This is a genomic window from Streptomyces lusitanus (genome assembly GCF_042647945.1).
GTDB lineage: Bacteria > Actinomycetota > Actinomycetes > Streptomycetales > Streptomycetaceae > Streptomyces > Streptomyces pseudogriseolus.
Window position 1 is genome coordinate 52,598 of sequence record NZ_JBHRWL010000009.1, and the last position, 24,472, is coordinate 77,069.

Here is a 24,472-nt window from a genome sequence, read left to right on the forward strand (position 1 = left end):
CGCCTGCGGCTGATCCGTGGCTGGTCGCGCCGTTCCCCGCGCCCCGAGGAGCTCCGCTGCCCGCAGCCGTCGAACCGGTGGCATGCACCGGTCACCCTGCGGACGCCCCCGGTTCACGCGCCCCCCTGATCCTCCACCCATGGGCCACGGACACGCACACGGACCGCACCACCACCACCACGGTCACGACCACGGGCACGGGCACGGGCACGGCGCGACCGCCCCCCTGCCCGCCGCCTTCGACACCTCCGTGCCCGACGAGGCACTGAACCCCGGACAGGCGTCCCGCCGCGCGCTGCTGCGCCGCACCGGACTCCTCGGCGCGGGCCTCGCCGCCGGCACCGTCCTGTCCGGCAGCGCGGCCACGGCGGCGCCCGCCGCGGGCGACCGCAGAACGCACGGCAGAGGTCCCGCCAAGGGCTTCCTGTGGCTGGCGGGCGACCACCACATCCACACGCAGTACAGCAGCGACGGCAAGTACCGCGTCATCGACCAGGTGCGCCAGGGCGCCAGGAACGGCATGGACTGGCTGGTCATCACCGACCACGGCAGCACCACGCACGCCAAGATCGGCGTCGAGAAGGTCAACCCCGACATCAGGCAGGCGCGCGCCGCGCACAAGGACACTCTCGTCTTCCAGGGCCTGGAGTGGAACATCCCGGCCGCCGAGCACGGCACCGTGTTCGTCCACCCCGGGCGCAACGAGGTCGCCGTCCTCAAGCAGTTCGAGAACGACTACGACGGCAGCGTGAAGGGCGCGGGCGACTCCACCCCTGCCAACGAGGCCCTCGCCGTCGCCGGTCTTCAGTTCCTCGCCGAGCAGGTCAGGCGCCGCAAGGTCGAGGACGCGCTGATGCTCGCCAACCACCCGTCCCGCAAGGGCATCGATTCCCCGCACGAGATCCGCGCCTGGCGCGACGCCAACGGCACCGGCCGGCAGATCGCCGTCGGCTTCGAGGGCGCCCCCGGCCACCAGGCCGCCGGACTGCCCGCCCCGCTCGGCCCGGGCGGCGCCCGCGGCATCTACGACGGCAGCCCCGGCGCGAACTCCTTCCCCGGCTATCCGCTGGAGAGCTACCGCACCTGGGGCGGCTTCGACTGGATGACCGCCACCGTCGGCGGCCTGTGGGACAGCCTCCTCGCCGAGGGCCGCCCCTGGTGGATCACCGCCAACTCCGACTCCCACCAGGTGTACGCCGACACCGCCGCCCGCGGCGCGGGCGACTTCGCCACCGACGGCCGCTACGGCGACCCCGTCTACGCGGGGAAGATCGACACCAAGCAGGGCGACTTCTGGCCCGGCCAGTACAGCCGTACCCACGTCGGCGCCGACGGCTTCTCCTACGCCGCCGTCATGGACGGCATCCGCGCCGGCCGCATCTGGGTCGACCACGGGCAGCTTCTCTCCGGCCTCGACGTCCGCGTCGCCGGCGGCGGCCGCTGGGCCACCCTCGGCGGCGCCCTGCACGTCCGCAAGGGCACCAAGGTCACGCTGACCGCCGACGTGGCGCTCGCCGGCGGCCCCAACTGGGCCGGGTTCACGCCGGAACTGGCCCGCGTCGACGTCATCCAGGGCGACGTCACCGGCCCGGTCTCCGACCGGGACACGTTCACCGCGCCCACGGCGGCCGTCGTCCGGTCGTACGAGGTCAAGAAGTCCACGGGCAGCGTGCGGCTCACCTTCGACCTCGGGCGGGTCGACCGCCCGGTGTACCTGCGGCTGCGCGGCACCGACGGCAACCGGTCCGCCGTCGGGGTCATGGGCGCCAAGGCCGACCCGGCCGGTCCCGCCCTGGACGTCGTCGGCGACGCCGACCCCTGGCGCGACCTGTGGTTCTACTCCAACCCCGTGTGGGTGCTCCCGTCATGACGGTGCACGCCCTCACCGTGGACGCGGGCGCGCGGGACCTGCGGGCGGCGGACCATCTGCTGCACGCGCTGGCGGACCGGCTGGCCCTGCCCGGCAACACCGTCGGCTGCACCCACCTGGTGCGGGACGCGCGCCCGAGAGTCGTGGTGTCGCTGTCCCTGCCCTCCGCGCCGCTCCTGGACACCGTGCGGGAGCGGCTCGCGGCGGGGGAGTACGGCACGGTGTCGGCGGGACTGCCGGACCCGTCGGGGCGCGCCGTGCTCTACCCGGGCGCGTCCGGGCTCACGGGCACCCTGACGGTCGGGGAACTGCTGGAGCGCTCCGCGATCGAGCGGGTGACGGTGCTGGGCTCGCCGCTGCCGCCGGAGCCGGACACCCGCATGGTGACGCGGGACCATGTACGGCCGCAGTGGGAGGGCGGGGTGCTGGTCCTCGCCGCCACGCCGGCCCTGGGGGACACGCTGGTGCCGTTCGAGGCGCCGAACCCGACGCCGTGCTGCGCGGACCACTGAGCTGGAGGGAGGTGTGCGGGGCCCGGCAGGCCCCGCGCCCTCAGCCGCCCAGCACCCCGCGCCCTCAGCCGCCCAGCACCCCCCGCACGAACGCGTTGCCGAACACGCCCTCCGGGTCCAGCTCGCGGACCAGGGCGCGGAAGTCGTGCAGCCGCGGGTAACGGGCGTGCAGCTCGGCCGGCGGGGTGGTGAACACCTTGCCCCAGTGCGGGCGCGGCGCGAACGGCGCGAGCGCCTCCTCCACGCGCCCCACCACCGGCAGCACCGTCGCCGTGTCCTCGACCCAGGTGAAGTGCAGGGCCACCGTGTCACGGCCGTACGCGGGGCCCAGCCACTGCTCCTCGGCGGCCACCGTGCGCACCTCGCAGGTCTGGAGCACCGGCGCGACCGTTCCGCGGACGGCGTCCAGGGCATGCAGCGCGTCCACGGCCGCCTCGCGGGGCAGCAGGTACTCCGACTGGAGCTCCGCGCCGCTGCTCGGCGTGAACTCCGCGCGGAAGTGCGGCAGCCGCTCGTGCCACGGGCCCGGCACGCCGAACTGCTCGGTGCAGTTCACGCCGGGCATCCCCGGCACCGGGTGCATCTTCTCCGTCGCGGGCGCAGCCCACGGGAAGTCCGTGCGCGGCCGGTCGGTGCGGTGCTTCACCCACACCTGCCGGAAGCCGGGCTCCCGCCAGTCGGTGAACAGGCTCACGCTGTACGCCGCCGACGTCACCGCGTCGAACGTGCCCGCGTCAAGCACGTCGAGCGGCAGCTCGGTGTACACCCGCTGCTCCACCTCGTACGCCGGCTCCAGGTCCAGGGTGAGCGCCGTGACCACGCCGAGCGCGCCCAGCGCGGTGACCGCGCCGCCGAACCGCTCGTCGCCGCGCCCGACGGTGACCGTCGAGCCGTCCGCCGTGACCAGCTCCACCGCGCGCACGGACGACGACAGGGGGCCGTTGCCGACGCCCGAGCCGTGCGTGCCGGTGGCGACCGACCCGGCGACCGAGATGTGCGGGAGGGACGCCATGTTGGCCAGGGCCAGCCCGTGCCGGTGCACCTCGCGGGCCAGCTCCGCGTACCGCACCCCGCCGCCGACCCGCACCGTGCGCGCGCCGGCGTCCACCTCGATCACCGGGGGCAGCGCGGCCAGGGACAGCAGGACGCCGTCCTCGCCGGCGTCGGCGATGTCGTTGAAGGAGTGGCCGCTGCCCAGCACCCGCACCCGGGAGGAGTCCGCGACCAGTGCGCGCAGCGCCTCCACGGTGCGCGGCCGGTGCAGCTCCTTGGCCGCGTAGGTGATGTTGCCCGCCCAGTTGGTCACGCTCTCGGTCATTCCTCGTCCTTCCCGCCGGCGGGCCCGTGACAGGGCCCCGACGGAACCTACCCCGGGAGTGATCCGCGCCGGTGGGGGGACCCGGCGCTCCGGATGTCCGGCCGGAGGCATACCGTGAGGAGTCGTACGTCGGCACCGGGAGGAGAACACGCGATGGGCAGCCGTACCGCGCTGGTCGAGGATCTGATGGAGCGGTTCCCGCACGTTCCGCGCGAGGCCGTCTTCAAGGAGGACCTGCTGCGCGGCGGCGTGGCCTTCGACCCCTCCGCGCTCAGCGACAACGAGGGCGGCGAGGTCAAACCGAAGTCGTACTTCATCTTCTCCTTCGACCACGGCACCCTGCCGGAGCTGGGCGAGGCCGCGCTGCGCCGCCCGCCGGAGGAGATCATCCTCACCGGGGGACCCTACGACCTGCGCCGCACGGTCGTGTCCGTCCGGGTGAACCCGGCGTCCCCGTACCGGGTCGCCGCCGACGAGCACGGCATGCTCGGCCTCTACCTGGACGGCAAGCGGATCTCCGACGTCGGCGTGCCGCCGATGCCGGAGTACTACCGGCACAAGCTGTCCAACGGGAAGTCGGTGATGGAGGTCGCCCCCACCATCCAGTGGGGCTACCTGATCTACCTGACGGTGTTCCGGGTCTGCCAGTACTTCGGCGCCAAGGAGGAGTGCCAGTACTGCGACATCAATCACAACTGGCGCCAGCACAAGGCGGCCGGCCGGCCCTACACGGGCGTGAAGGACGTCGAGGAGGTCCTCGAGGCCCTCGAGATCATCGACAAGTACGACACGGCGAAGGCGTCCACCGCCTACACCCTCACCGGCGGAGCCATCACCAAGACCGTCTCCGGCCGTGACGAGGCCGACTTCTACGGCCACTACGCCAAGGCCATCGAGGAGCGCTTCCCCGGCCGCTGGATCGGCAAGGTCGTCGCCCAGGCGCTGCCCAAGGACGACGTGCAGCGCTTCAAGGACTACGGCGTCCAGATCTACCACCCCAACTACGAGGTGTGGGACGAGTACCTGTTCAAGATGTACTGCCCCGGCAAGGAGCGGTACGTCGGCCGTGACGAGTGGCACCGCCGCATCCTCGACTCCGCCGAGATCTTCGGCGCGCGCAACGTGATCCCCAACTTCGTGGCGGGCGTGGAGATGGCCGAGCCGTTCGGCTTCAAGACCGTCGACGAGGCGATCGCGTCCACCACGGAGGGCCTGCGCTTCTTCATGTCGAAGGGGATCACGCCCCGCTTCACCACCTGGTGCCCGGAGCCCACCACCCCGCTCGGCAAGACCAACCCCGACGGCGCCCCGCTGGAGTACCACATCCGCCTGCTCCAGGCGTACCGCCAGACGATGGAGGACTTCGGCCTCTCCTCACCCCCCGGCTACGGCCCTCCCGGCCCGGGCCGCGCGGTGTTCTCGGTGAGCTCGTTCATGGACAGCTTGCCTGCCACCGAGCCGGTGGAGGCGACGGAGGCCGCGGAGGCGGTCTGAGCGCGGGGGTTGGCGGAACGCCGCAGCGGACGGCGCCGTTCGGGAAAGGCCGGAACTGAAAGGTTCCGGCCTTTCCCGCGTACGGCCCCTGCGGGGGGAGCGTGGTGACACCGGGCTCCGGTGTCGGCGCTGTGCAGCGGACGATGTACCTGGCTGAACGGGTGCCGTCGCCTACACCGCCGTTATGAGCGCAGGGCAGGACAGCTGGGCAACAGGAGGTGGAGATGCTCGTGTCGTGGACAGCAACGGACTTGGGATCGCGACGTTTCTCCGCGATGGAACGAAGCTCGGACCTGACAGATCTGACGGATCACTTCACCGCTCTACGCACGCATGGCCAGGGGTACTTGGAAGTCCGCCTGCCGGCCGGCGAGTTTCCCTTGCTGGCCTTGGGCTTCCGGGACGATCAAGCGGTCATCCATCTGTTCAGCGATCCTGAAAGGTCGTCCCTGCACGTCGGCGATGGCACCGCCGCAGCGGATGCGGTCGTGCAAGTGCCGATCACGGACGACTCGGCTGCGTTCGGTGGCGACTGCGTTCTCGCTGTCGATCACGCATGGGCCCTCATGCTCACCTTCGTCCAGGCGGGGAGACCCGACGAGCTGGGCGAGTGGCGGGAGTTGTAATCAAGACACCGTCTCTGTGGGCAGGCCGCTGTGCGCCGCCCGGGCTGGAGGCCTGCGAGCCCCGGGGCGCGGGTAGCGCTAAGAGGCGGAACATGAAAGGGGCGTGACGATGCAGGAGCCAGAGCCGGTCGGGAACACACCGCGACGTGCCCGCAGTACGGGACTGCTTGTCTTCGCCGTGACCAGCGCGCTGTTCCTCGCAGCCCTGGGCTACCTCGTCGGCACGATGGCGGGCTGGTGGGCATGGCGTGACTGGGCAGTCGTCGTCGCCGCGGTGGTGTTCGCAGGCACCGCTGGCTTCGCGCGTCTTGCCACCAGGTAGGGGCGTTCGGGCGCCGATCGGCCAGTTGCCGTGTCACGTCAAGGTGACCGACGCCTCAGGGCGGCTGTCCCGCTGGCTCCCATGCCTCATCGATTCGGCGAGGAGCCACGCCAAGAACCAAGCTCTCCATGGCCTGAGGAATCGGTCCGAAGCTGGCCACCCAGGTTTCGACGAGATAAATTACGCCCACTTCATCGATGCCCAGAAAGAACCGGCCGTGATCCAGCTCGCCAAGCGGGTAAAGATGACGCCCGATCGCTTCGCTCCATTCCGTGAACCTGTCCTCCTCGCCCCAGGCCAGCTCGGGGTCCAGCTCGAACGGCTCGCGTGCACAGCTGACACCTGGTCCGCTGACGTTCACCGTCAAACCGCCGAACTCCTGCAGGAAGGCCTCGGCAGCGTCGTGCATGACGAGGCCGACTGCTTCGAACATGGATCGCCAGCGAGCCGTGTCCACCCTCCGTCCAGGTGTCCATCCCGACGCCGTCAACACCCCGTCCACCTCTGGCGACCAGCTATTCATCTGGGGCCCGCCTCCTCAGCTGTGGGTGAGTAGCGATCATCACAGCAGCCGACAGCCCGCGCTCGACGCCGGGAGACTCGGAAACACGCCGCTGCGGCAACCGCCCAGGTGATCCCTGCGAGGGGTCGCCGGGCCGCCACGTAAAGTGAAGACAGCGCTTGTCAGTCCCGTCGCGGACGTGCGAAGCTCTCGTCCACTGCCGCGAGGTTCCCGACAACTTGGCCCGACGGTATGACGAGTTGACCTCGCTCGTGGATGCAGGAGTCTCATGCCCGACCTGCCGAGCCCCCAGGACGCCTCCGAGGCCGCCCTGTTCTCCGAATGCTGGGACGCGGTCCTCTCCTACGCCGACCTGTGCACGGCCGGGTCGAGCGCCGGTGCGGAACTGGCCCGTGAGGCCTTCGCCGAGGGCATACGGGAACTGCGCGCGGCCGAGTCGGGAAGCGTGCGGGGGACCGGCCGCCGTTCCTCCCGGCTGCCCCGCATCCCCCTGCTGCTGACCGCCGTACGCGACACGGCCGCCGCGTGGGAGAAGGAGGGGAAGGGGCACAAGCTCGACCCCGAACTGCGGCTGTGGCTGCACTCCGACGAGGCCGCCCGCTACACCGGGCCGCCCCTCGAACGCCCCGTCGCCCTGCGCGGGCTGCGCGATCTCCAGCAGGCCGACGCCGAACTGCTCTGGCTGGCCGAGGCGGAGGCGCTCCCGTTGCCCCTGGTGGCCCGTCGGCTGGGTCTCGACCCCGCCACCACGGCCGACGAACTCGCCCAGGTCAGCCGCCTGTTCCGGGACCGCTGCCACCGTAACCACCTCGACTCCCCGATGGACGCCGAGTGCCGCAGCTACGCCCGGCTGCTCGACGCCGTCACCCGCTCGCCCGCCGCGGACGCCCCCGCCGACCTGACCCTGCACCTCGCCACCTGCCGCCAGTGCGCGGAGGCCGCCGCCTGCCTGCGTCTGAACGGCGGCACCCTGCCCGGCGCGCTGGCCGGCGGCGTCATCGGCTGGGGCGGCCTCGCCTACCTGGAGCGCCGCCGCCGTGCCGCCGAGGTGCGGCTGGGCGCCGGGCACTCGCACGGCGCCGACCCGGACGCCGACGACCCGGCGCCCGGACGGGGCCGCAAGGCGCGGGTCGTCCGGCACGGGCCGATGGCCGCGGCCGTCCTCGTGTCGCTGCTCGCCCTCGCGGTGTCGCTGATGCCGTTCGGGGAGGGCGGGGACGGCGGTACGGCCGCCTCCGGCAACGACCGCGGCGGCCCGGTGGCCGCGCCTGCCCCGTCCCTGCCGCCGATCGGTACGGCGCCCTCCGGCACGGCGACCCCGGGGTCACCCGAACCCCCGACTCCCAGTGCCGAACCGAGCCGCCCCGCCCCGCCCACCCGCACGGCGGACCCGACACCCGAGCCCGACCCGGAGCCGCAGGGCACCTCCTCCGGCACCGCGGCCACGCCCCCGGCGTCCTGCTCGGTCGACTACGACGTGGTCAACGAGTGGCCGGACGGCTACCAGGCCACCGTCACCGTGACGCCCCACCACCCCCTGAACGGCTGGCACGTCGCCTTCACCCTCCCCGAGGGCCACCGCATCACCCAGATGTGGGACGCCTCGTCCCGCCAGACGGGCTCCCGCGTCACGGCGACGGCGGCCGACTACAACGCCACGGTCGCCCAGGACAGCACCCTGGCCTTCGGCTTCATCGCCGCCCGCCGGACCGACAACACCTACGCGACCGACTTCGCCCTCAACGGGGAGACCTGCGCGGTGGCGTGACCCTCCCTCAGACAGCGGCCAGCCGCCCCGCCAACAACTCCACCCGCGCCGCCGCATCCCCCGCCGGCAACCGCCCCGCCCGGGTCAGCATCGCCAGCCCGTGCAGCGACGCCCAGAACACCTCCGTGAGCAACGCCGCGGGAACCCCGTCCCCCGCCACCTCCGCCAACGTCTCCTCCAGCGCGGCGAACCCGTCCTTCAGCGCCTGAGGCGTCTCCTCCGCCGCGAACTCCAGCCCCCCGTCCAGCCGGAACATCGCGTCGTACACGGCGGGATTCCGCTCGGCGAAGTCCAGATACGTCCGGGCCAGCGCCCGCACCCGCTCCGGTGCGCCACCCCCGGTAGCTTCCGCCACCGCGCCCCGCAACTCCGCCGCCAGCTCCGCGGCCCCCTGGAGCGCCACCGCCCCGATGATCTCCCGCTTCCCCCGGAAGTGGCTGTACAGCACGGGCTGACTGTACTCGATCCGCTCCGCGAGCCGACGCGTCGTGACCGCGTCCCACCCCTGCTGTTCGGCGAGTTCCCGCGCCGTGGCGACGATCAGCCGCTCCCGCTCCGCCCGCTCACGCTGCTTGCGTTCCTGTACCGGCATGCCTTGATTCTAGCACTGCTAGACAAGCGAGCGGTGACAGGTCTAGCGTTGACCCATCAGCTAGCACTGCTAGATCGCATCGAATCGCATCGGATCGCATCGAATCGCATCGGATCGCATCAGATCGGATCCACGCGGATCCAGGGGGATCACATGCTCAGCACACTCGAAGTCGCCACCGTCGTGATCGTCGGCCTGATGGTCGGCGTGGAGTTCTCCGTCGTCTTCGTCATGAACCGCGTCATCGACGCCCTGCCCGAGGACAGCGCCCAGCAGGCCCACGCCCACGGCGGACGCATGCTCGGCGCGCTCATGCCGGTCTGGTACATCGGCTCGCTCGTACTCGTCGTCGCCTGGGCCGTCGCCGGACGGAACGACACCGACCCCGGTACCGGTCTCCTCGTGACCGCCGCCACGCTGCTCGTCCTCAGCGTGATCATGTCCCTGCTCCTGCTCGTCCCGATCAACAACCGCAACAAGACCTGGACGCCCGAGAACCGCCCCGACGACTGGCGCGACCAGCTGAACCGCTGGGCCCGCTACCACTACGGCCGCCTCGCCCTCATCGCCGCCGCGTTCGCCCTGCTGGCCGTGGCCCGCGGCTGAGGCCGGCGACGCGCCCCATGCCGACAAGGGCAGACGAGTGCCGACAAGCTGGGGCCGGACAATTCGCTGGCGGACCGACGCGGCGCCCTCTACTGTGTGCCGTGTCGGCAGGGCGCCCAACGGGTGCCGTTCGTGACGAGGTTCTTGGGAGGTGTGACCGATGGCTGTCTCTGTGATGGGCCGTGCCCGCATCCAGTCGTTCGTTCCGTCCACCTCCGTGGCCTCCGGCTGACCCAACCTCTCTTCGCGCGTCGGTGAACGCGCGCCGCCGGGGCCGCTCTTCGAAGGGTTCCCCTTGAATCTCTCCTCTCTCTCCACCCCCGCGCACGCTCTCGCTCCCTACGGCTGGGACGAGGCATGGGCGGACGCCTTCGCCCCGTTCGCCGCGCAGGGGCTCGTACCGGGCCGCGTGGTCCGGGTCGACCGCGGGCTGTGCGACATGGCCACCCCGGACGGCGTGATCCGCGCCGACACCGAGTACGTCGTCCCCCGCGACCCCATGAAGGTCGTCTGCACGGGCGACTGGGCCGCCGTCGATCCCGAGGGCGCCCAGCCCCGCTATGTGCGTACGCTGCTGCCGCGCCGTACCGCGTTCGTGCGCTCCACCTCCTCCAAGCGGTCCGAGGGGCAGATCCTCGCCGCCAACGTCGACCACGCGGTCGTCGCCGTGTCGCTCGCCGTCGAGCTGGACCTCGCCCGGATCGAACGGTTCCTCGCGCTGGCGTGGGAGTCCGGGGCACAGCCCGTCGTGGTGCTCACCAAGGCCGACCTCGTACCGGACGCGGCGACCCGGTCGTACCTCGTGCAGGACGTCGAGACGACCGCGCCGGGCGTGCCCGTCCTCACCGTCAGCGCGCAGGACGGCGAAGGACTCGACGTGCTCGCCGCCGTCGTGTCCGGCGGGACCACGGTGCTGCTCGGGCAGTCCGGCGCGGGCAAGTCCACCCTCGCCAACGCCCTCCTCGGCGAGGACGTCATGGACGTCCAGGCCACCCGGGACGTCGACGGCAAGGGCCGCCACACCACCACGACCCGCAACCTGCTCCTGCTGCCCGGCGGGGGAGTCCTCATCGACACCCCCGGCCTGCGGGGCGTCGGCCTGTGGGACGCCGGCACCGGTGTGGGCCAGGTGTTCTCCGAGATCCAGGATCTCGCCGAGCAGTGCCGGTTCCACGACTGCGCCCACGAGAGCGAGCCCGGCTGCGCCGTCCTCGACGCCGTCGAGACCGGCGAGCTGCCGCAGCGGCGCCTGGACAGTTACCGCAAGCTGCTCCGGGAGAACCAGTACATCGTCGCCAAGACCGACGCCCGCCTCCGCGCGGAGATCCGCAAGGACTGGAAGCGCAAGGGCGCCATCGGCAAGGCGGCCATGGAGGCCAAGCGGGGGCGGTTGCGCTGACACCCCGCCCCGCCGGGCGCCCCCAGCGGCACCCGGCGGGGCGGCTCAGCCGGACTCCCGCAGCTCCAGCACGTACCGCGCCGTCAGCGCCACCGCCCGGTCACCGTCCCCGGTCAGCGACCTCAGCGTCTCCGTGGCCGCCGGGCCGGGGATCTCCGCCAGCGCCTGCGTCAGACGGCGGCGCGCCGGCGGATCCATGGCGGCGTCCGCGAGGCGGCCCGCCAGCTCCGCCACGATGCGCCCCGCCACCGCCGCGTCCCCCGCCAGCGTGCCCAGGGCGTCCGCCGCGTCGACGTCGTTCGCCTCCTCGACGACCATGCAGACCAGTTCCGGCATCGCCTGAGCCACCCCGCGCGCCCCCAGCTCCAGAGCCGCGGTCCGCCGCACGGACGGGTCCGCGTCCCCGAGGGCGTCCCGCAGCAGTGCCGTCGCCCGCTCGCCCGGGATCTCCACCAGGCACCGCACCGCCCGCCCCCGCACCTTTGGCAGCGCCGACCCCAGCCCCGCCGCCAGCAGCTCGGGCCCCCGCTCGCCCGCCTGCGCCAGCGCCCACCGCAGCGCCCCGGCGACATGCGGGTCCGTCTCGCTCAGCACCGCCTCCACCAGCGCCTCCACCGGCACCGGCGCCGTGTCCACCGACGACAGGGCCGCCCGCTGCCGCATCCCCGCGTCCCCCGACCGCAGGTTCCGCAGCAGCGCGACGACCTGGAGGACCTCCTGCCAGTCGGCGGGTTCCGCCGCGTCGATCCGCCGGAGCCGGGTCAGCAGCTCCGTCTCCCGCGCGATGCGCTCCCGCGTCCGCCGGGCCAGGTCCGCGACCAGACCGGACGGGGTGAAGCCGGGGTCGTCCAGGGCGCGGCCCGCGTCCCGCAGCGACAGGCCCAGCGACCGCAGGCTCTCCACGTGGAAGATCCGCCGGATGTCCTCCTCCGTGTACGCGCGGTAGCCCGCCGCCGTGCGGCCCGTCGGCCGTACCAGGCCCAGCGACTCGTAGTGCCGCAGCATCCGGGGGCTGACCCCGGACCGCCGCGCCACCTCACCGATCAGCACCCCTGTCTCACTCCTCACTCACCGGGAGGCCCGTCCGGACCCAGCGACACCACGCGCTTCGCCTCCTCCACCGCGTCCGCGAACCCCGCCTCGGGGTCGCGCCGCAGCCGCTCCGTGGCGAGCGCGTGCTCCCGTACCCGCGGGTCCGGGTGACCGGCCGCCGCGGCCCGCACCGGGGGGTCCGCCGGCTCGCCGAGCTCGATCAGCGCCCGGCTGAGACTGAGCCGCGTCTCCCGCCCGCCCCGGCCCAGCTGGGACACCAGCACCTCCGCCAGCGCCGCCGCCTCGGCCTCCGGCGCCAGCAGCACCGCCGTGCGCCAGGCGGTCCGCGCCACCTCGTCGTCCGGGTCGGTCAGCAGCGACCGCGTGATCGCCGGCCACACGCCCCGGTCCCGGATCTTGGACAGGGTGTGCAGCGCCTGGCTCCGCGCGCGGGCGTTCGGCGACCGCAGCTCGGCCAGCACCCGCGGCACCGTCGCCTCCTCCGGGTGCCGGGTCAGGGCCCACGTCAGCATGTCCCGCACATGGAACACGGGTTCCACCCCGCACCGCTCCACCAGCGGCTCCACGAACTCAGGGTCCGGGTCCGCCCCGGCCGCCAGCGCCGCGCGCAGCCGTACCGAGGAGTCGTCGTGCCGCAGTCCTGCCAGCACACGTGAAGCCGTCGTCACTGTTGTCGTCTCCGCCTTGGGCGTGGTCATCGGAGCACCTCCAGGCCCGCCAGTGAAGACCTTCTCACCGTGTCAGGGTCAAGCGCGCCCTGCGAAGGTCCCGAGCCCGGGCTCCATGTCCGATTCCCGCCAGCCGCGCCGCTCCCGCCAGGGGACACTGGACCCCATGACGGACGAAGACAGCAGGTACGAGGCGGTGCGCAGCCGGGACGCCCGGTTCGACGGCGCGTTCTTCTTCGCCGTCGAGACCACCGGCATCTACTGCCGGCCCAGCTGCCCCGCGGTCACCCCCAAACGCGCCCACGTGCGCTTCTTCACGACCGCCGCCGCGGCGCAGGGCGCGGGCTTCCGGGCCTGCCGGCGCTGCCGCCCCGACGCCGTGCCCGGCTCCGCCGAGTGGAACGTACGGGCCGACGTCGTGGGCCGCGCCATGCGCCTCATCGCCGACGGCGTCGTCGACCGCGAGGGCGTCGCCGGGCTCGCCGCCCGCCTCGGCTACAGCGCCCGGCAGGTCCAGCGGCAGCTCACCGCGGAGCTGGGCGCCGGACCGGTCGCCCTGGCCCGCGCCCAGCGCGCCCACACCGCGCGCGTGCTGCTGCGGACCACCGGGCTGCCGGTCACGGAGGTTGCCTTCGCGGCCGGTTTCGCCAGCGTCCGCCAGTTCAACGACACCGTCCGCGCCGTGTACGCCACCACGCCCACCGGACTGCGCGCCGCCGCGCCCCGTACGGGCCGGCCCCGCCCCGGCACCCCCACCGCCGGCGTGCCGCTGCGTCTCGCCCACCGGGGCCCCTACCAGGCGCGCCCCGTCTTCGACCTGCTGGAACGGGAGGCCGTCCCGGGCGTCGAGGAGATCACCGGGGCGCCCGGCGCGCGCACCTACCGGCGCACCCTGCGCCTGCCCTACGGCACCGGCATCGCCGCCGTCGAGGAGCGCCCGCACAGCGGCGCCGGCGCCCGCCCCGGCGGCTGGCTCGACGCCCGCGTGCACCTCACCGACCTGCGTGACCTGACCACCGCCGTGCAGCGGCTGCGCCGCCTGTTCGACCTGGACGCCGACCCGTACGCCGTCGACGAGCGCCTCGGCGCCGACGCCCGGCTCGCCCCGCTGGTCGCGGCCCGCCCCGGACTGCGCTCGCCCGGCGCCGCCGACCCCGACGAGGTCGCCGTACGGGCGCTCGTGGGCCGCGACACGGCCGCAGAGCTGGTCCGCCGCTACGGCAAACGGCTCGACGCGCCCTGCGGCGCGCTGACCCACCTGTTCCCCGAGGCCGCCGTCCTCGCCGACGCCGAGCCCGGCGGCCCCCTGGGCGCGCTCACCGCCGCCCTCGCCGACGGCACCGTACGCCTCGGACCCGGCGCCGACCGGGACGCGGCGCGGGAGGCCCTCGCCGCCGTCCCCGGCCTCGACGACCGCACGGCCGCCGCGATCCGCACCCGCGCGCTCGGCGACCCCGACGTGGCCCCGGCCGGGCTCGACGCCCCCGACAGCTGGCGCCCCTGGCGCTCGTACGCCCTGAACCACCTGCGTGCCGCAGGGGAGTTGGAGTGACCCTCATGACGACGACGATGTACTGGACGCACGTGGACGGCCCGCTCGGGCCGCTGCTGCTGACCGCCGCCCCGACCGGCGAACTGACCTCGCTCACCGTGCCGGGCCAGAAGAAGGCGACCGTGGTGCGGGACGACTGGACGCGCGACCCCGGGCCGTTCCGGGAGGCGGAGCGGCAGCTCGCCGCGTACTTCGCCGGCGACCTCAAGGAGTTCCGGCTGCCGACGCGGGCCGTCGGCACCCCCTTCCGGGAGAAGGTGTGGGCCGCCCTCGACGAGGTGCCGTACGGCGGGACCGTCACCTACGGGGAGATCGCCGCGCGCATCGGGGCGCCCCGCGCCGCCGTACGGGCCGTCGGCGGCGCGATCGGGGCGAACCCGCTGCTGATCGTCCGCCCCTGCCACCGCGTCATCGGCGCCGACGGCTCCCTCACGGGGTACGCCGGAGGGCTGGAGCGCAAGGTGCGGCTGCTCACCCACGAGGGCGCGCTGCCACGCCCGTGAGCCCCCTGGGGGCACGGGTCAGCCCCAGAACACCGCGCCGAGCCACGCCCCGGCGATCAGCTGGCAGGTGAACAGCTCCGTCAGCACGCTCCACCCGCCCGACCGCATCACCGTACGCACCGCCGCCTTCGCCTCCCCGCGCCGGCCGAGGCGGATCCGCTCGTGGACGTACACCCCGGCGAGGAAACCCGGCACCGCGCCGATCACCGGCAGCAGCACGAAACCCGCGAACGAGCCGCCGCCCGCGTACGTCAGCAGCCGGGCGTCCACGCCGCCCGCCCGGAGTCTGCGGGGCGGCAGCGCCCAGCGCACCACCTGCGACAGGAACAGCACCACGGTCGCCCCCACCAGCACCCACCAGGCGACCGCCTGCGGGTCCTTCAGCGCCCACCACAGGACCGCGGCCCACACCAGCCAGGACCCGGGCACCCCGGGCACCAGCACTCCGCACAGACCGAACAGGAGCACCAGTCCGGTGAGCAGGAGGTCCCACGCTCCCATCTGTCCAGGGTGCAGGAGGGCGGGGAACGGCGCAGAACGGAAGCGCCGGGACCGTCGCGCGGGGCGGCGATTTTCCCGATGCCCCGTTTTCATCCGGCCCGTCCGGTGGACAATTAGGGGCATGAGTCAGCAGGGGGGAAGGCCCGGCGGGCCCACCGGTCCCGGTCCCGAGGACGACTGGTGGGGCCAGCTGTACGACGACGCCTCCGACGACACGGGGCCGGCGCCCGCGGCCGACTCCCTGGACGACCGGTTCGCCTCGGCGGCGGGAGCGGTGAACGCGGGCGGGCCGGGGGCCGACGCACCCTCGGCCCCGGACCCTCGGGAGGCCCCGGTTCCGCGGGAGGCCCCGGTTTCCCGGGAAGCCCCCGGGACCCCGGTGCTCCCGGCCCAGCGCCGGACACCACCGCCGGCACCGGGAGTGATGCCGCCGGGCCAGTCGCCCGCCGACCCGGGCACGGCCCCTCCCGGCGTCCCGGACACCGCTGACCCCAGCGCCCCGGGCGCACCACCCCCCGCCTTCTGGGAACCCCAGGCGCCCCCGCCCTCGCCGCCGGCGTCCGTCTCGCCGAGCCGTCCAGGTCAGGGCGCCCCCGCCGACCCCCCTCCCGCGCGGGAGGCGCCTCCGGCGCCACCGCGTCCCGAGGCCGGTCCCCCCACGCTCCGCGACACCCCCTCCGGCCCCACCACCGCCCCCGCCTACGGCGCCTGGACCCCCGCCGCTCCCGAGCACCTCACCCCTCCCGGTGACGAACCGGAGGACAAGTCAGCCGCCGCCTCCGCGTCCAAGCTCGGGCCGCTCCCGCCCCCGCCCCCCTCCCGCGTCTACGTCGGCACCCGTCCGCCCACCTACGACGCGGAGCCCACCGCGCTTCCCGCCGCCGACCCCGACGACCTGGACGCGCTCGTCCCGGACACCGTGCTGGACGGCGCGCGGTACGGTGCCTGCACCCTGCGGGCCGTGTCCGTGCGCGGGGACTCCGCCCGGTACCGCGGTGAGCCCCGCCGTGACGCGCTGCTGACCGCGCGGTTCGGGGCGGGCGAGCGGGCCCTGGTGCTGGTGGCGACGGCGACCGGGGTGCGGACCGCACAGGGGGCGCACCTGGCCGCCGCCGAGGCGTGCCGCTGGATCGGGGCGGCGGTGGGCCGCAGCCACGAGCGGCTCACCGACGACATCCGGGCCGCCCGCCGCGCCGACCTCAAGGCCGGCCTGCACCGCCTCACCGACCGCACGCTCGGCAAGCTGCGCGCCGCCGCGACCGAGCAGGGCCTCGACCCCGACGACTACGCCGCCACCCTGCGCTGCCTGCTGCTGTCCGCCGACCCCGGGTGCCGCACCCGGGTGTTCTTCGGGGTCGGCCCCGGAGGGCTGTTCCGGCTGCGGGACCGCGAGTGGCAGGACATCGAGCCGGAGGTCGCGGAGGTCAAGGGCGAGCCGGTGCTCGGCTTCGGCTCACCGCCGCACGAGACGCGGGACGGCGACCGCCTCACCATGGACCTCGGCATCCCCACACCCCCGAGCCCGTACGAGCCGGCCCCCGAACCGCCCCGCGAGCCCTTCCGGTTCCGTACCTCCGTAGCCCGCCCGGGTGATGTGCTGCTGATGTGCGGCACCGGGTTCGCCGAACCGCTGCGCGGCGAGGCCGGACTCCGCGCCCACCTCGCCGGCCGGTGGTCCGATCCGGAGCCTCCGGGACTGACGGCGTATCTGGCCGACGTCCAGGTACGGGTGAAGGGGTACGCCGACGACCGTACGGCCGTGGCCGTCTGGGAGGCGTGAGCGCGCCCGGTGTGACTTCATGGAACCCGTCAGGCATCTCAGGCACCCGAGGGGCAGACGGGAACCATGGCCAAACAGAACATCGCGGAACAGTTCGTCGACATCCTCGTCCGCGCGGGCGTCAAACGCATGTACGGCGTGGTCGGTGACAGCCTCAACCCGGTCGTGGACGCCGTGCGCCGCAACTCCGCCATCGACTGGATCCATGTCCGGCACGAGGAGACCGCCGCGTTCGCGGCCGGCGCCGAGGCGCAGGTCACCGGCCGGCTCGCCGCCTGCGCCGGCTCCTGCGGGCCCGGCAACCTCCACCTCATCAACGGCCTCTACGACGCCCACCGCTCCATGGCGCCCGTCCTCGCCCTCGCCTCCCACATCCCGTCCAGCGAGATCGGCCTCGGCTACTTCCAGGAGACCCACCCGGACCAGCTGTTCCGGGAGTGCAGCCACTACTGCGAGCTGATCTCCAGCCCCCGGCAGATGCCCCGGCTGCTGGACACCGCCATCCAGCACGCGGTCGGCCGTTCCGGCGTCAGCGTCGTCTCGCTGCCCGGCGACCTCGCCGACGAACCCGCCCCCGACCAGGCGCCCGAGACCGCCCTGGTCACCTCCCGGCCCACGGTCCGCCCCGGCGACGACGAGATCGACAGGCTCGTCGACATGATCGACCGCGCTGAGAAGGTCACCCTGTTCTGCGGCGCCGGCACCAAGGGCGCGCACGCCGAGGTGATGGAGTTCGCCGGGAAGATCAAGGCGCCGGTCGGGCACGCCCTGCGCGGCAAGGAGTGGATCCAGTACGACAATCCGTTCGACGTCGGCATGAGCGGGCTGCTCGGCTACGGCGCGGCCTACGAGGCGACGCACGAGTGCGATCTGCTGATCCTGCTCGGCACCGACTTCCCGTACAACGCCTTCCTGCCCGGCGACGACGTGAAGATCGTCCAGGTCGACGTGCGGCCCGAGATCATCGGCCGGCGCTCCAAGCTGGACCTCGCGGTGTGGGGCGACGTGAAGGAGACGCTGCGCTGTCTCACGCCCCGGGTGCGCACCAAGGACAACCGGAAGTTCCTCGACCGGATGCTGAAGAAGCACGCGGAGGCGCTGGAGGGGGTGGTCAAGGCGTACACCCGCAAGGTGGAGAAGCATGTGCCGATCCACCCCGAGTACGTGGCGTCCGTGCTGGACGACCTCGCCGACGACGACGCCGTCTTCACCGTCGACACCGGCATGTGCAACGTCTGGGCCGCCCGCTACATCTCGCCCAACGGCCGCCGCAGGATCATCGGTTCGTTCTCCCACGGCTCCATGGCCAACGCGCTGCCGATGGCGATCGGGGCGCAGTTCACCGACCGGCACCGGCAGGTCGTGTCGATGTCCGGCGACGGCGGATTCACCATGCTGATGGGCGACTTCCTCACGCTCGTCCAGTACGACCTGCCGGTGAAGGTGGTCCTGTTCAACAACTCCTCGCTCGGCATGGTCGAGTTGGAGATGCTGGTGGCCGGACTGCCCTCGTACGGCACGGCGATGAAGAACCCCGACTTCGCCGCCGTCGCCCGCGCCTGCGGCGCCTACGGGGCGCGCGTGGAGAAACCCAAGGAGCTCGCGGGCGCGCTGAAGGCCGCGTTCAAGCACAAGGGGCCCGCGCTGGTGGACGTCGTGACCGACCCCAACGCGCTGTCCATCCCGCCGAAGATCAGCAAGGAGATGGTGACCGGGTTCGCCCTGTCGGCGTCCAAGATCGTGCTGGACGGCGGGGTCGGCCGGATGGTCCAGATGGCCCGCTCCAACCTGCGCAACGTGCCACGCCCGTAGAGGCGTTCAGCCCGTGCGGGTCCGCCAGGAGCGGTTCAGGGTGTCGTACTCGTAGTGCGGCAGCCCCTCGACGGCGCTGGTGCGGAAGGGGCGGCCCCGGTCGTCGATCCGCACCGTGCCGGTGCGGCCCTGCGAGGACCAGTCCAGCTCCAGGTACCAGCGGCAGTCGCAGCCCTCGGTGCGGGCGGTGACCATCAGGACCTCGGGGTCGGTCGCGGACACCCGGTACGGCATCCGCACCGCCGGGATCGGCTCGCCCGCGTCGTTCCCGGCGACCGCGCGGGCGATCGGCCGGTCCTTGTCCAGGTCCACGTCGAAGTAGCGCGGGGTCAGCGCGCCGCCGCAGCCCTGGTCCATCGCGTACGCGTTGCCGGGCGCGGGCGCGGAACGGCCCGCCACCCGCACGCGCAGGGCCGTGAGGACGACGGCGGTGTCGGACCTCCCCTGCACCGACAGCTCCACCAGCGTCTCCCCGCCGTGCACGGCGCCCTGCGTCGCCGCCCAGGTCCGGGCGTCCTGCGGGGCGGGCGGCGGAGGCACCTGGGCGGGCGGCTTCGCCACGACGTAGTCGTGCCCGCAGCCGTATGCCCAGGCGTGGGAGTTCACGGACCAGGTGAGGGGCGGCGGTCCCGCGGGCGCGGGGTCGGGCGCGGCGGACGAGTTGGAGGGGCGCGGCGCCTTGGACGCGTCGCCGTTCCCGCCGCGGCGGGCGGAGGGGGTGGGGGAGGGCGAGGGCGGCCTCGATGCCGAGGGGGAGTGGGAGGGCGCGACGGACCGCGCGGGGCCCGCACCGTCGCCGGCGCCGGTCCCGTCCGTCCCCTCCGCCGTACCGACGGTCCCGCTCCCGGCCGCGGTCCTTCGGTCGTCCGGCAGGAACGACAGACTCCCCACGGTGGCGAGCAACGCGCACATGGCAGCGGCGGCGACGGCCACCCGCTTCCGCCGCCAACGCCGTGAGGAGGACGCGGTGGGGCGCCCCACGGGGCCGGTGACGACATGCCCGTCGTCCTCGTCCGGCCCGGTGCTGTGCGCTGCGGCTCGGTGCTGCCCCTCGCCGTCCGGCGACGCGTGAGGCGCCGTGCCTTCAGGCGACGGGTCCGGCTCCGATCCGTGCCCCGTGACGGCCGGACGCCCGCCCGCCTCTCGGGAGGCGCCTGCCGCTCCAGGAGTGCCTGCCGCCGCTCCGGGCGTGTCCGCGCCGCCGGGCGCACCCGCCTCACCGGATGCGCCCGCCTCACCGGGGGTGTCCGCGCCACCAGGCGTGCCCGCCCCGCCGGACGCGTCCGTTCCACCGGAGGCGTCCGTCCCCCCAGGCGCCTCCGCACCCGCCCGCGGCCGGCGTCGTGCCTCCGCCGCGCGGAGCCAGCGGCGGTGGAGTTCGAGGCGTTCCGCGTCCGTCGCGCCGCACAGGGCGGCGAAGCGTTCGACCGGGGCGAAGTCGACGGGGACCGCGTCGCCCGCGCAGTAGCGGTGCAGCGTCGAGGTGTTCATGTGGAGACGGCGGGCCAGTGAGCCGTAGCTGCGGTCCGTGCGTCCCTTCAGCTCCCGCAGCAGCGCCGCGAACTGTGTCACCTCGTCCTGTGCCGGCACCGGTCCGTCCCCCGTCCCCTGTCCGCTCGCTCGTCCGCCTCGCCCGGGCGTCCCAGGGCGTCAGCGCATCCCAGGCACCCTGTATCACTGCACGTCGGACGGGCTGGGATGGTTCCATGCCGGGGAACCGGGCGGCGACGCTTGCGCCGGTCGTCCGGGACGGCGGATGCTCTGACCACGGCGAACCGCCCCGACGGCCCGGACGGACCATCCCGGCCGCCGCGGTGCGCGTGTCGTCATTCCACCACGCACATCCCACGGGGGACACCCATGCCCATCCGCACCCGTGGCGCGGCGCTCGCCGCGCTCACCGCCACCGCCCTCGCCGTCGGCGCGACCGCCACCACGCAGGCCGGCGCCGCGCCGAACGAGACCGCGCAGAAGGGCGCGTCCGCGCAGAGGACCGCGGCCGCCCCCAGGTTCCTGGCGGCGTCCGAGCTGCCCCCGCACCCGACCGGCTGGACCGCGGGTCCGGTCACCGACGGCTTCCCGGAGCAGCTGGCGTACTGCCTGGGCGAGGGCGTGCCCGCCTACGACTACCGGCACCGCCTGTTCCACACCGAGCTGGACACCAGCGCCGTGCAGGTCACCGTCGTGACCGGGTCCGCCGCGAAGGGCAAGGCGCTGGCGGCCCGGCTCGACGAGGAGATCCGCGGCTGCGCGGCGCGGCTGGAGCGGCTGTACCCGGAGATCGAGGCCGAGGGGCGGTTCTTCGGCACGCTGCCCGTCGAGGAGGGGGCGACGGTGCACGGCCTGCACACCGAGACGTCGTACGGGGCCACGGACGTCAACCTGCTGTCCGTGGGGCGTGACGGCCGCACCGTGACCGTCGTCGGCTGGGGGCAGATGGGCGACTTCGGCGACGCCCCGCTCGCCGCGTTCAAGAAGACCGCGAAGAAGGCGGTCACCAAGCTCCACTGAGGTCCTGTGAGGTTCCTCGGTTTCGCGACCACCGTGTGAGAGCCGGGGTCGTCCTCTCGCCACGGGGGTCGGGAGGACGGCCCCGCACGGGTGTGTGGCCGTTGCATGTCGGCCAACAACGGCTCAGGGACGTTCCTTATGACTGGCATGTGAACGACCGGGCAAGCATTCCCGTGTAGGCGTACGAGCAGGTGGGGGAATCGGCGGCGGCACGCGGGGCGGGGGTCATGAGAAGACAGGCTTCGGCGGATCGGCTGAGGCGCACACTGGGGCGCGCGGATCTGCGGGCGGTGGCCGAGTCCCGCCGCGCCCTGCGCGAGCTGTTACGCCACCGGTGCGATCCGGAGCGGTCCGCGGTCGCGGAACTGCTTACCAGCGAACTCGTGACCAACGCCCTCGTCCACACCGACCGCGACGCGGTCCTCACCGCGGACGTCGGCCCCTGGGGACTGCGCGTGGAGGTACGGGACTTCACCGCCCGCGAGCCCCGGCCGCGCGCTCAGGCCGGCAACGACACCACGCACGGGCGGGGCCTGATGCTGGTGGAGTGTCTGGCCGACGCCTGGGGCGTCCGCAGACACGGGGTGGGCAAGTCCGTCTGGTTCGCGCTCGGCCCGGACACGGAGGCGGACGCCGACGCCGCGTGAGGGACGCGGTTTCCCGCGTCCCTCACGCCGCGTCGCGCCGTCGTACCGGCGTCAGCCGAACTGCTGCTCCAGATCCTTCAGTTTGCGCTCGAGGCTGTCCAGACGCGGCAGCGCCTGGGTGTCGTCCTCGGCCGTGAGGTCGACGGTGGTCCTCGCCTCACCGCCGGAGCGGCGGACCGGCTGCAGGGAGGGACGCGGGGCGGGTGCGGGCAGGGCCTCCGGCGCCGCTATGGCAGGCTCCGCTGCGACCACGTCGGAGTCCCGCTCCACCGTGGTCTCCAGCTCGCGCCCGCCGCCCCGGCCGCCGAAGCCCCGGTGGCCGCGGCTGATCGCCTTCAGCCGGGCCCGGTCCATGCGCTCCTGGTCGCGCCGGCGCCGCTTCTCCTGGTCCTTGCGGAGCTTGTCCTCGCGGACCTCCTCGACCGCCTCGTCCAGGCTGCGCACGCCCTCCAGCAGCATCAGCGACCAGGCGCGGTAGGTCTCACGCGGGGCGCGCAGCCAGCGGACGATGCGGATCTGCGGCAACGGCCGCGGCACCAGGCCCTGTTCCCGCAGCGCGGCGCGGCGGGTCTGCTTCAGCGCCCGGTCGAAGAGCACCGCGGCGGACAGGGACATGCCCGCGAAGAAGTGCGGGGCGCCCGCGTGGCCGACGCCGCGCGGCGCGTGGACCCAGTTGAACCAGGCCGCGGCGAGGGCGAACGTCCACACGAGTATGCGCGAGCCGAGGGCCGCGTCACCGTGGCTGGCCTCGCGCACGGCGAGCACCGAGCAGAACATCGCCGCGCCGTCCAGACCGAAGGGCACGAGGTACTGCCACCCGCCGGACAGGCCGAGGTTCTGCTCGCCGAAGCCGACCAGGCCGTGGAAGGACAGGGCGGCGGCCACCGCCGCACAGCAGAACAGCAGCACGTAGGAGACGGTGCCGTAGATGGCCTCCTTGCGCCTGCGGCGCTCCTCGCTGCGCTCCCACGAGTCGTCGGCGCTCGTGTCCTTGACCGAGGAGCGCTTGCCGCGCGCCAGCACCGCCACCGCCGCCAGCATGCCCAGGAGCAGCACGGCGCCCGGAAGCAGCCAGTTCAGCGATATGTCGGTCAATCTCATCTAGGGGTCCCTTGCATTGGGATAGGGCGTAACGCCCGCCATGGTGTCCCAATCCCGGCGTCCCTCAGGGGGTTTCGGGGCAAGAGGCCGCCAACGAAGTGCGAGGGGGGTGCCCTCGGCGGCATTCTGCTCGAACTGCCGCGTGAGGGGCGGGAGTTGAGTTCGAATAACTCTACCCGTACGGGTGGTTCCGGGGAGAGTTCCCGTGGGCGGTGGAAAAATTGTGAAGTGCTCGTGACCTCACGGCGCCGGGCGCGGCGCGCGACGGCGCCGCGGTGGTGACGCGACGGCGGGGCGGCCGGACGATCTTACGCCGTCCGGCCGCCCCGCCGCCTGCCCTGCGTCACGTCAACCGGCCTGCGCGACCAGCTCCTTCTCACGCTCCGTGTCCTTCGCGCAGGTGCGCGGGCAGGCGGCGCAGATGTCCGCCGGGCGCAGCGTGTAGAACATGCAGCAGCTCACCCGGTCGCGGGTGGCGGCGGCCGGCTCCCCGCCGGGGCCGGACGGCCTGCGGAACGTCGCCGCGCCGACGTACGGCTTCGTCGCGCCCGGCAGCAGCAGCTCCAGCTCGCGCATGGCCCGCTCCTCCTCGCCGAGCAGCTGGGCGACGTACCAGAGGCTCTCGACGATCTCGTCGGTCGCCATGCCCCACAGCGCCCGGCCGCGCCGGCGCATCCGGGGGCCGAATCCGGCCAGCACGGGCTCCAGGTGTTCGGCGACCGCCGCGCGGACCTCCGCCCGCAGGGCCTCCTCGCCGTGCACGACGCGCGCGCCGGGCAGGGCGGCGGCGGGGTCGTCCGGCAGGCAGGCGAAGCCGGCGGGGCGTACGGCCATGCGGCCGACGGCGAGCCCGGGGGCGGTGCGGTCGAACGAGACGTGCGTCACGGGGTAGCGCGGGACCCGGCGGTGCAGGAACCACGGCACGGTGATCAGCAGGCAGGCCGGCCAGGCGTAGCGGTGCAGGCCGAAGCTGGCGATGACGTCCGGGCGGCCCTGCTGCCCGTAGTCCCGCCGCACCTGCGTGTCGTCCCAGGCGAGGAAGGCCTCGAGCCCGTCCCCGCCTGCGGCGAGGTCCGCGGCGGCGACCCAGCCGCCGCCCTGAGGGGCCGCCTCGCCGGCGCCGAGTTCGGTCACGGCGAGGGCGGGGAAGGCCTCCGCCAGGCGGGCGTACGCGTCCGCCACCGCCGAACCGGGCACGGCCATGGGACCACCCCTTCACGTCTCGTGGAGCGCCGAATAAAAGGTAAGCCTCACCTTACCCAATGTCGCGGAGATGTGAACTGGCGTCCGAAGCGCTTATGGTGCTTGACGCAC

At 73.7% G+C, this 24,472-nt stretch carries 23 protein-coding genes; 14 read left to right on the top strand and 9 right to left on the bottom strand.

Annotated features, from left to right (window positions below):
• Positions 1–139: 139 nt before the first annotated feature.
• The gene (locus ACFOSY_RS15865; protein ID WP_394307459.1) at positions 140–1,870 is read left to right on the top strand and encodes a PHP domain-containing protein; all 1,731 of its coding nucleotides are present in this window, start codon (positions 140–142) and stop codon (positions 1,868–1,870) included.
• Positions 1,867–2,382 (top strand): hypothetical protein, encoded by a 516-nt coding sequence (locus ACFOSY_RS15870; protein ID WP_394307460.1) that lies wholly within the window; start codon positions 1,867–1,869, stop codon positions 2,380–2,382. Before ACFOSY_RS15865 ends, ACFOSY_RS15870 begins: the two co-directional genes overlap by 4 nt.
• A gap of 64 nt (positions 2,383–2,446) precedes the next feature.
• Here ACFOSY_RS15870 and ACFOSY_RS15875 read toward each other — a convergent pair whose 3' ends face one another.
• Entirely contained in the window at positions 2,447–3,700 is a 1,254-nt protein-coding gene (locus ACFOSY_RS15875; protein ID WP_394307461.1) for an FAD-binding protein, read from the bottom strand.
• A gap of 153 nt (positions 3,701–3,853) precedes the next feature.
• On the opposite strand from ACFOSY_RS15875, the gene ACFOSY_RS15880 reads away from it, so the two are divergent.
• From ACFOSY_RS15880 to ACFOSY_RS15890, 3 genes are all read left to right on the top strand, one after another.
• On the top strand, positions 3,854–5,194 hold the full coding sequence (locus ACFOSY_RS15880) for a radical SAM protein (protein WP_394307462.1): 1,341 nt from the start codon (positions 3,854–3,856) through the stop codon (positions 5,192–5,194).
• 224 nt (positions 5,195–5,418) lie between these two features.
• A complete protein-coding gene (locus ACFOSY_RS15885; protein ID WP_394307753.1) occupies positions 5,419–5,820 on the top strand; it encodes a hypothetical protein in 402 nt (133 codons plus the stop codon).
• A gap of 103 nt (positions 5,821–5,923) precedes the next feature.
• A complete protein-coding gene (locus ACFOSY_RS15890; RefSeq protein ID WP_394307463.1) occupies positions 5,924–6,142 on the top strand; it encodes a hypothetical protein in 219 nt (72 codons plus the stop codon).
• A 55-nt stretch (positions 6,143–6,197) separates the two neighbouring features.
• Here ACFOSY_RS15890 and ACFOSY_RS15895 read toward each other — a convergent pair whose 3' ends face one another.
• Entirely contained in the window at positions 6,198–6,665 is a 468-nt protein-coding gene (locus tag ACFOSY_RS15895) for an SUKH-3 domain-containing protein (RefSeq protein ID WP_394307464.1), read from the bottom strand.
• Between the two features lie 268 nt (positions 6,666–6,933).
• Between ACFOSY_RS15895 and ACFOSY_RS15900 the strand changes: the two genes are divergently transcribed.
• A complete protein-coding gene (locus tag ACFOSY_RS15900) occupies positions 6,934–8,433 on the top strand; it encodes a cellulose binding domain-containing protein (protein ID WP_394307465.1) in 1,500 nt (499 codons plus the stop codon).
• 7 nt (positions 8,434–8,440) lie between these two features.
• Here ACFOSY_RS15900 and ACFOSY_RS15905 read toward each other — a convergent pair whose 3' ends face one another.
• Positions 8,441–9,025, bottom strand: coding sequence for a TetR/AcrR family transcriptional regulator (locus ACFOSY_RS15905; protein WP_394307466.1), 585 nt, complete (start codon positions 9,023–9,025; stop codon positions 8,441–8,443).
• A gap of 153 nt (positions 9,026–9,178) precedes the next feature.
• On the opposite strand from ACFOSY_RS15905, the gene ACFOSY_RS15910 reads away from it, so the two are divergent.
• Both ACFOSY_RS15910 and rsgA read left to right on the top strand, forming a co-directional pair.
• Complete coding sequence (locus tag ACFOSY_RS15910) at positions 9,179–9,631, top strand: anthrone oxygenase family protein (protein WP_394307467.1); 453 nt, start codon at positions 9,179–9,181, stop codon at positions 9,629–9,631.
• A 295-nt stretch (positions 9,632–9,926) separates the two neighbouring features.
• On the top strand, positions 9,927–11,030 hold the full coding sequence (rsgA, locus tag ACFOSY_RS15915; protein WP_394307468.1) for a ribosome small subunit-dependent GTPase A: 1,104 nt from the start codon (positions 9,927–9,929) through the stop codon (positions 11,028–11,030).
• A gap of 45 nt (positions 11,031–11,075) precedes the next feature.
• On the opposite strand, the gene ACFOSY_RS15920 is transcribed toward rsgA, so the two are convergent.
• Together ACFOSY_RS15920 and ACFOSY_RS15925 are read right to left on the bottom strand one after the other, a co-directional pair.
• Complete coding sequence (locus tag ACFOSY_RS15920; protein ID WP_394307469.1) at positions 11,076–12,080, bottom strand: HEAT repeat domain-containing protein; 1,005 nt, start codon at positions 12,078–12,080, stop codon at positions 11,076–11,078.
• Between the two features lie 14 nt (positions 12,081–12,094).
• Positions 12,095–12,781 carry a HEAT repeat domain-containing protein gene (locus tag ACFOSY_RS15925; protein WP_394307470.1) on the bottom strand — a complete coding sequence of 229 codons (687 nt, stop codon included), beginning with the start codon at positions 12,779–12,781 and terminating at the stop codon, positions 12,095–12,097.
• Positions 12,782–12,917: 136 nt separating this feature from the next.
• Here ACFOSY_RS15925 and ACFOSY_RS15930 point away from each other — a divergent pair, with 136 nt between their 5' ends.
• Together ACFOSY_RS15930 and ACFOSY_RS15935 are read left to right on the top strand one after the other, a co-directional pair.
• Entirely contained in the window at positions 12,918–14,303 is a 1,386-nt protein-coding gene (locus ACFOSY_RS15930; protein ID WP_394307471.1) for a bifunctional transcriptional activator/DNA repair enzyme AdaA, read from the top strand.
• A gap of 5 nt (positions 14,304–14,308) precedes the next feature.
• Positions 14,309–14,806 carry a methylated-DNA--[protein]-cysteine S-methyltransferase gene (locus ACFOSY_RS15935; protein WP_394307472.1) on the top strand — a complete coding sequence of 166 codons (498 nt, stop codon included), beginning with the start codon at positions 14,309–14,311 and terminating at the stop codon, positions 14,804–14,806.
• Positions 14,807–14,824: 18 nt separating this feature from the next.
• Here ACFOSY_RS15935 and ACFOSY_RS15940 read toward each other — a convergent pair whose 3' ends face one another.
• Positions 14,825–15,307 (bottom strand): DUF456 domain-containing protein, encoded by a 483-nt coding sequence (locus ACFOSY_RS15940; protein WP_225654683.1) that lies wholly within the window; start codon positions 15,305–15,307, stop codon positions 14,825–14,827.
• Positions 15,308–15,428: 121 nt separating this feature from the next.
• Between ACFOSY_RS15940 and ACFOSY_RS15945 the strand changes: the two genes are divergently transcribed.
• Together ACFOSY_RS15945 and ACFOSY_RS15950 are read left to right on the top strand one after the other, a co-directional pair.
• Positions 15,429–17,087, top strand: coding sequence for a protein phosphatase 2C domain-containing protein (locus ACFOSY_RS15945; RefSeq protein WP_394307473.1), 1,659 nt, complete (start codon positions 15,429–15,431; stop codon positions 17,085–17,087).
• Between the two features lie 66 nt (positions 17,088–17,153).
• Entirely contained in the window at positions 17,154–18,899 is a 1,746-nt protein-coding gene (locus ACFOSY_RS15950) for a pyruvate dehydrogenase (protein ID WP_394307474.1), read from the top strand.
• Between the two features lie 6 nt (positions 18,900–18,905).
• Here the strand turns inward: ACFOSY_RS15950 and ACFOSY_RS15955 are convergent, their stop codons facing one another.
• Positions 18,906–20,489 carry a helix-turn-helix domain-containing protein gene (locus ACFOSY_RS15955; protein ID WP_394307475.1) on the bottom strand — a complete coding sequence of 528 codons (1,584 nt, stop codon included), beginning with the start codon at positions 20,487–20,489 and terminating at the stop codon, positions 18,906–18,908.
• Positions 20,490–20,759: 270 nt separating this feature from the next.
• Between ACFOSY_RS15955 and ACFOSY_RS15960 the strand changes: the two genes are divergently transcribed.
• Complete coding sequence (locus tag ACFOSY_RS15960; RefSeq protein ID WP_394307476.1) at positions 20,760–21,410, top strand: hypothetical protein; 651 nt, start codon at positions 20,760–20,762, stop codon at positions 21,408–21,410.
• A gap of 227 nt (positions 21,411–21,637) precedes the next feature.
• Positions 21,638–22,057, top strand: coding sequence for an ATP-binding protein (locus ACFOSY_RS15965; RefSeq protein WP_394307477.1), 420 nt, complete (start codon positions 21,638–21,640; stop codon positions 22,055–22,057).
• Positions 22,058–22,108: 51 nt separating this feature from the next.
• On the opposite strand, the gene ACFOSY_RS15970 is transcribed toward ACFOSY_RS15965, so the two are convergent.
• Both ACFOSY_RS15970 and ACFOSY_RS15975 read right to left on the bottom strand, forming a co-directional pair.
• The gene (locus ACFOSY_RS15970) at positions 22,109–23,158 is read right to left on the bottom strand and encodes a DUF2637 domain-containing protein (RefSeq protein ID WP_394307478.1); all 1,050 of its coding nucleotides are present in this window, start codon (positions 23,156–23,158) and stop codon (positions 22,109–22,111) included.
• A gap of 348 nt (positions 23,159–23,506) precedes the next feature.
• Positions 23,507–24,361 (bottom strand): (2Fe-2S)-binding protein, encoded by an 855-nt coding sequence (locus ACFOSY_RS15975; RefSeq protein ID WP_394307479.1) that lies wholly within the window; start codon positions 24,359–24,361, stop codon positions 23,507–23,509.
• Positions 24,362–24,472 lie beyond the last annotated feature (111 nt).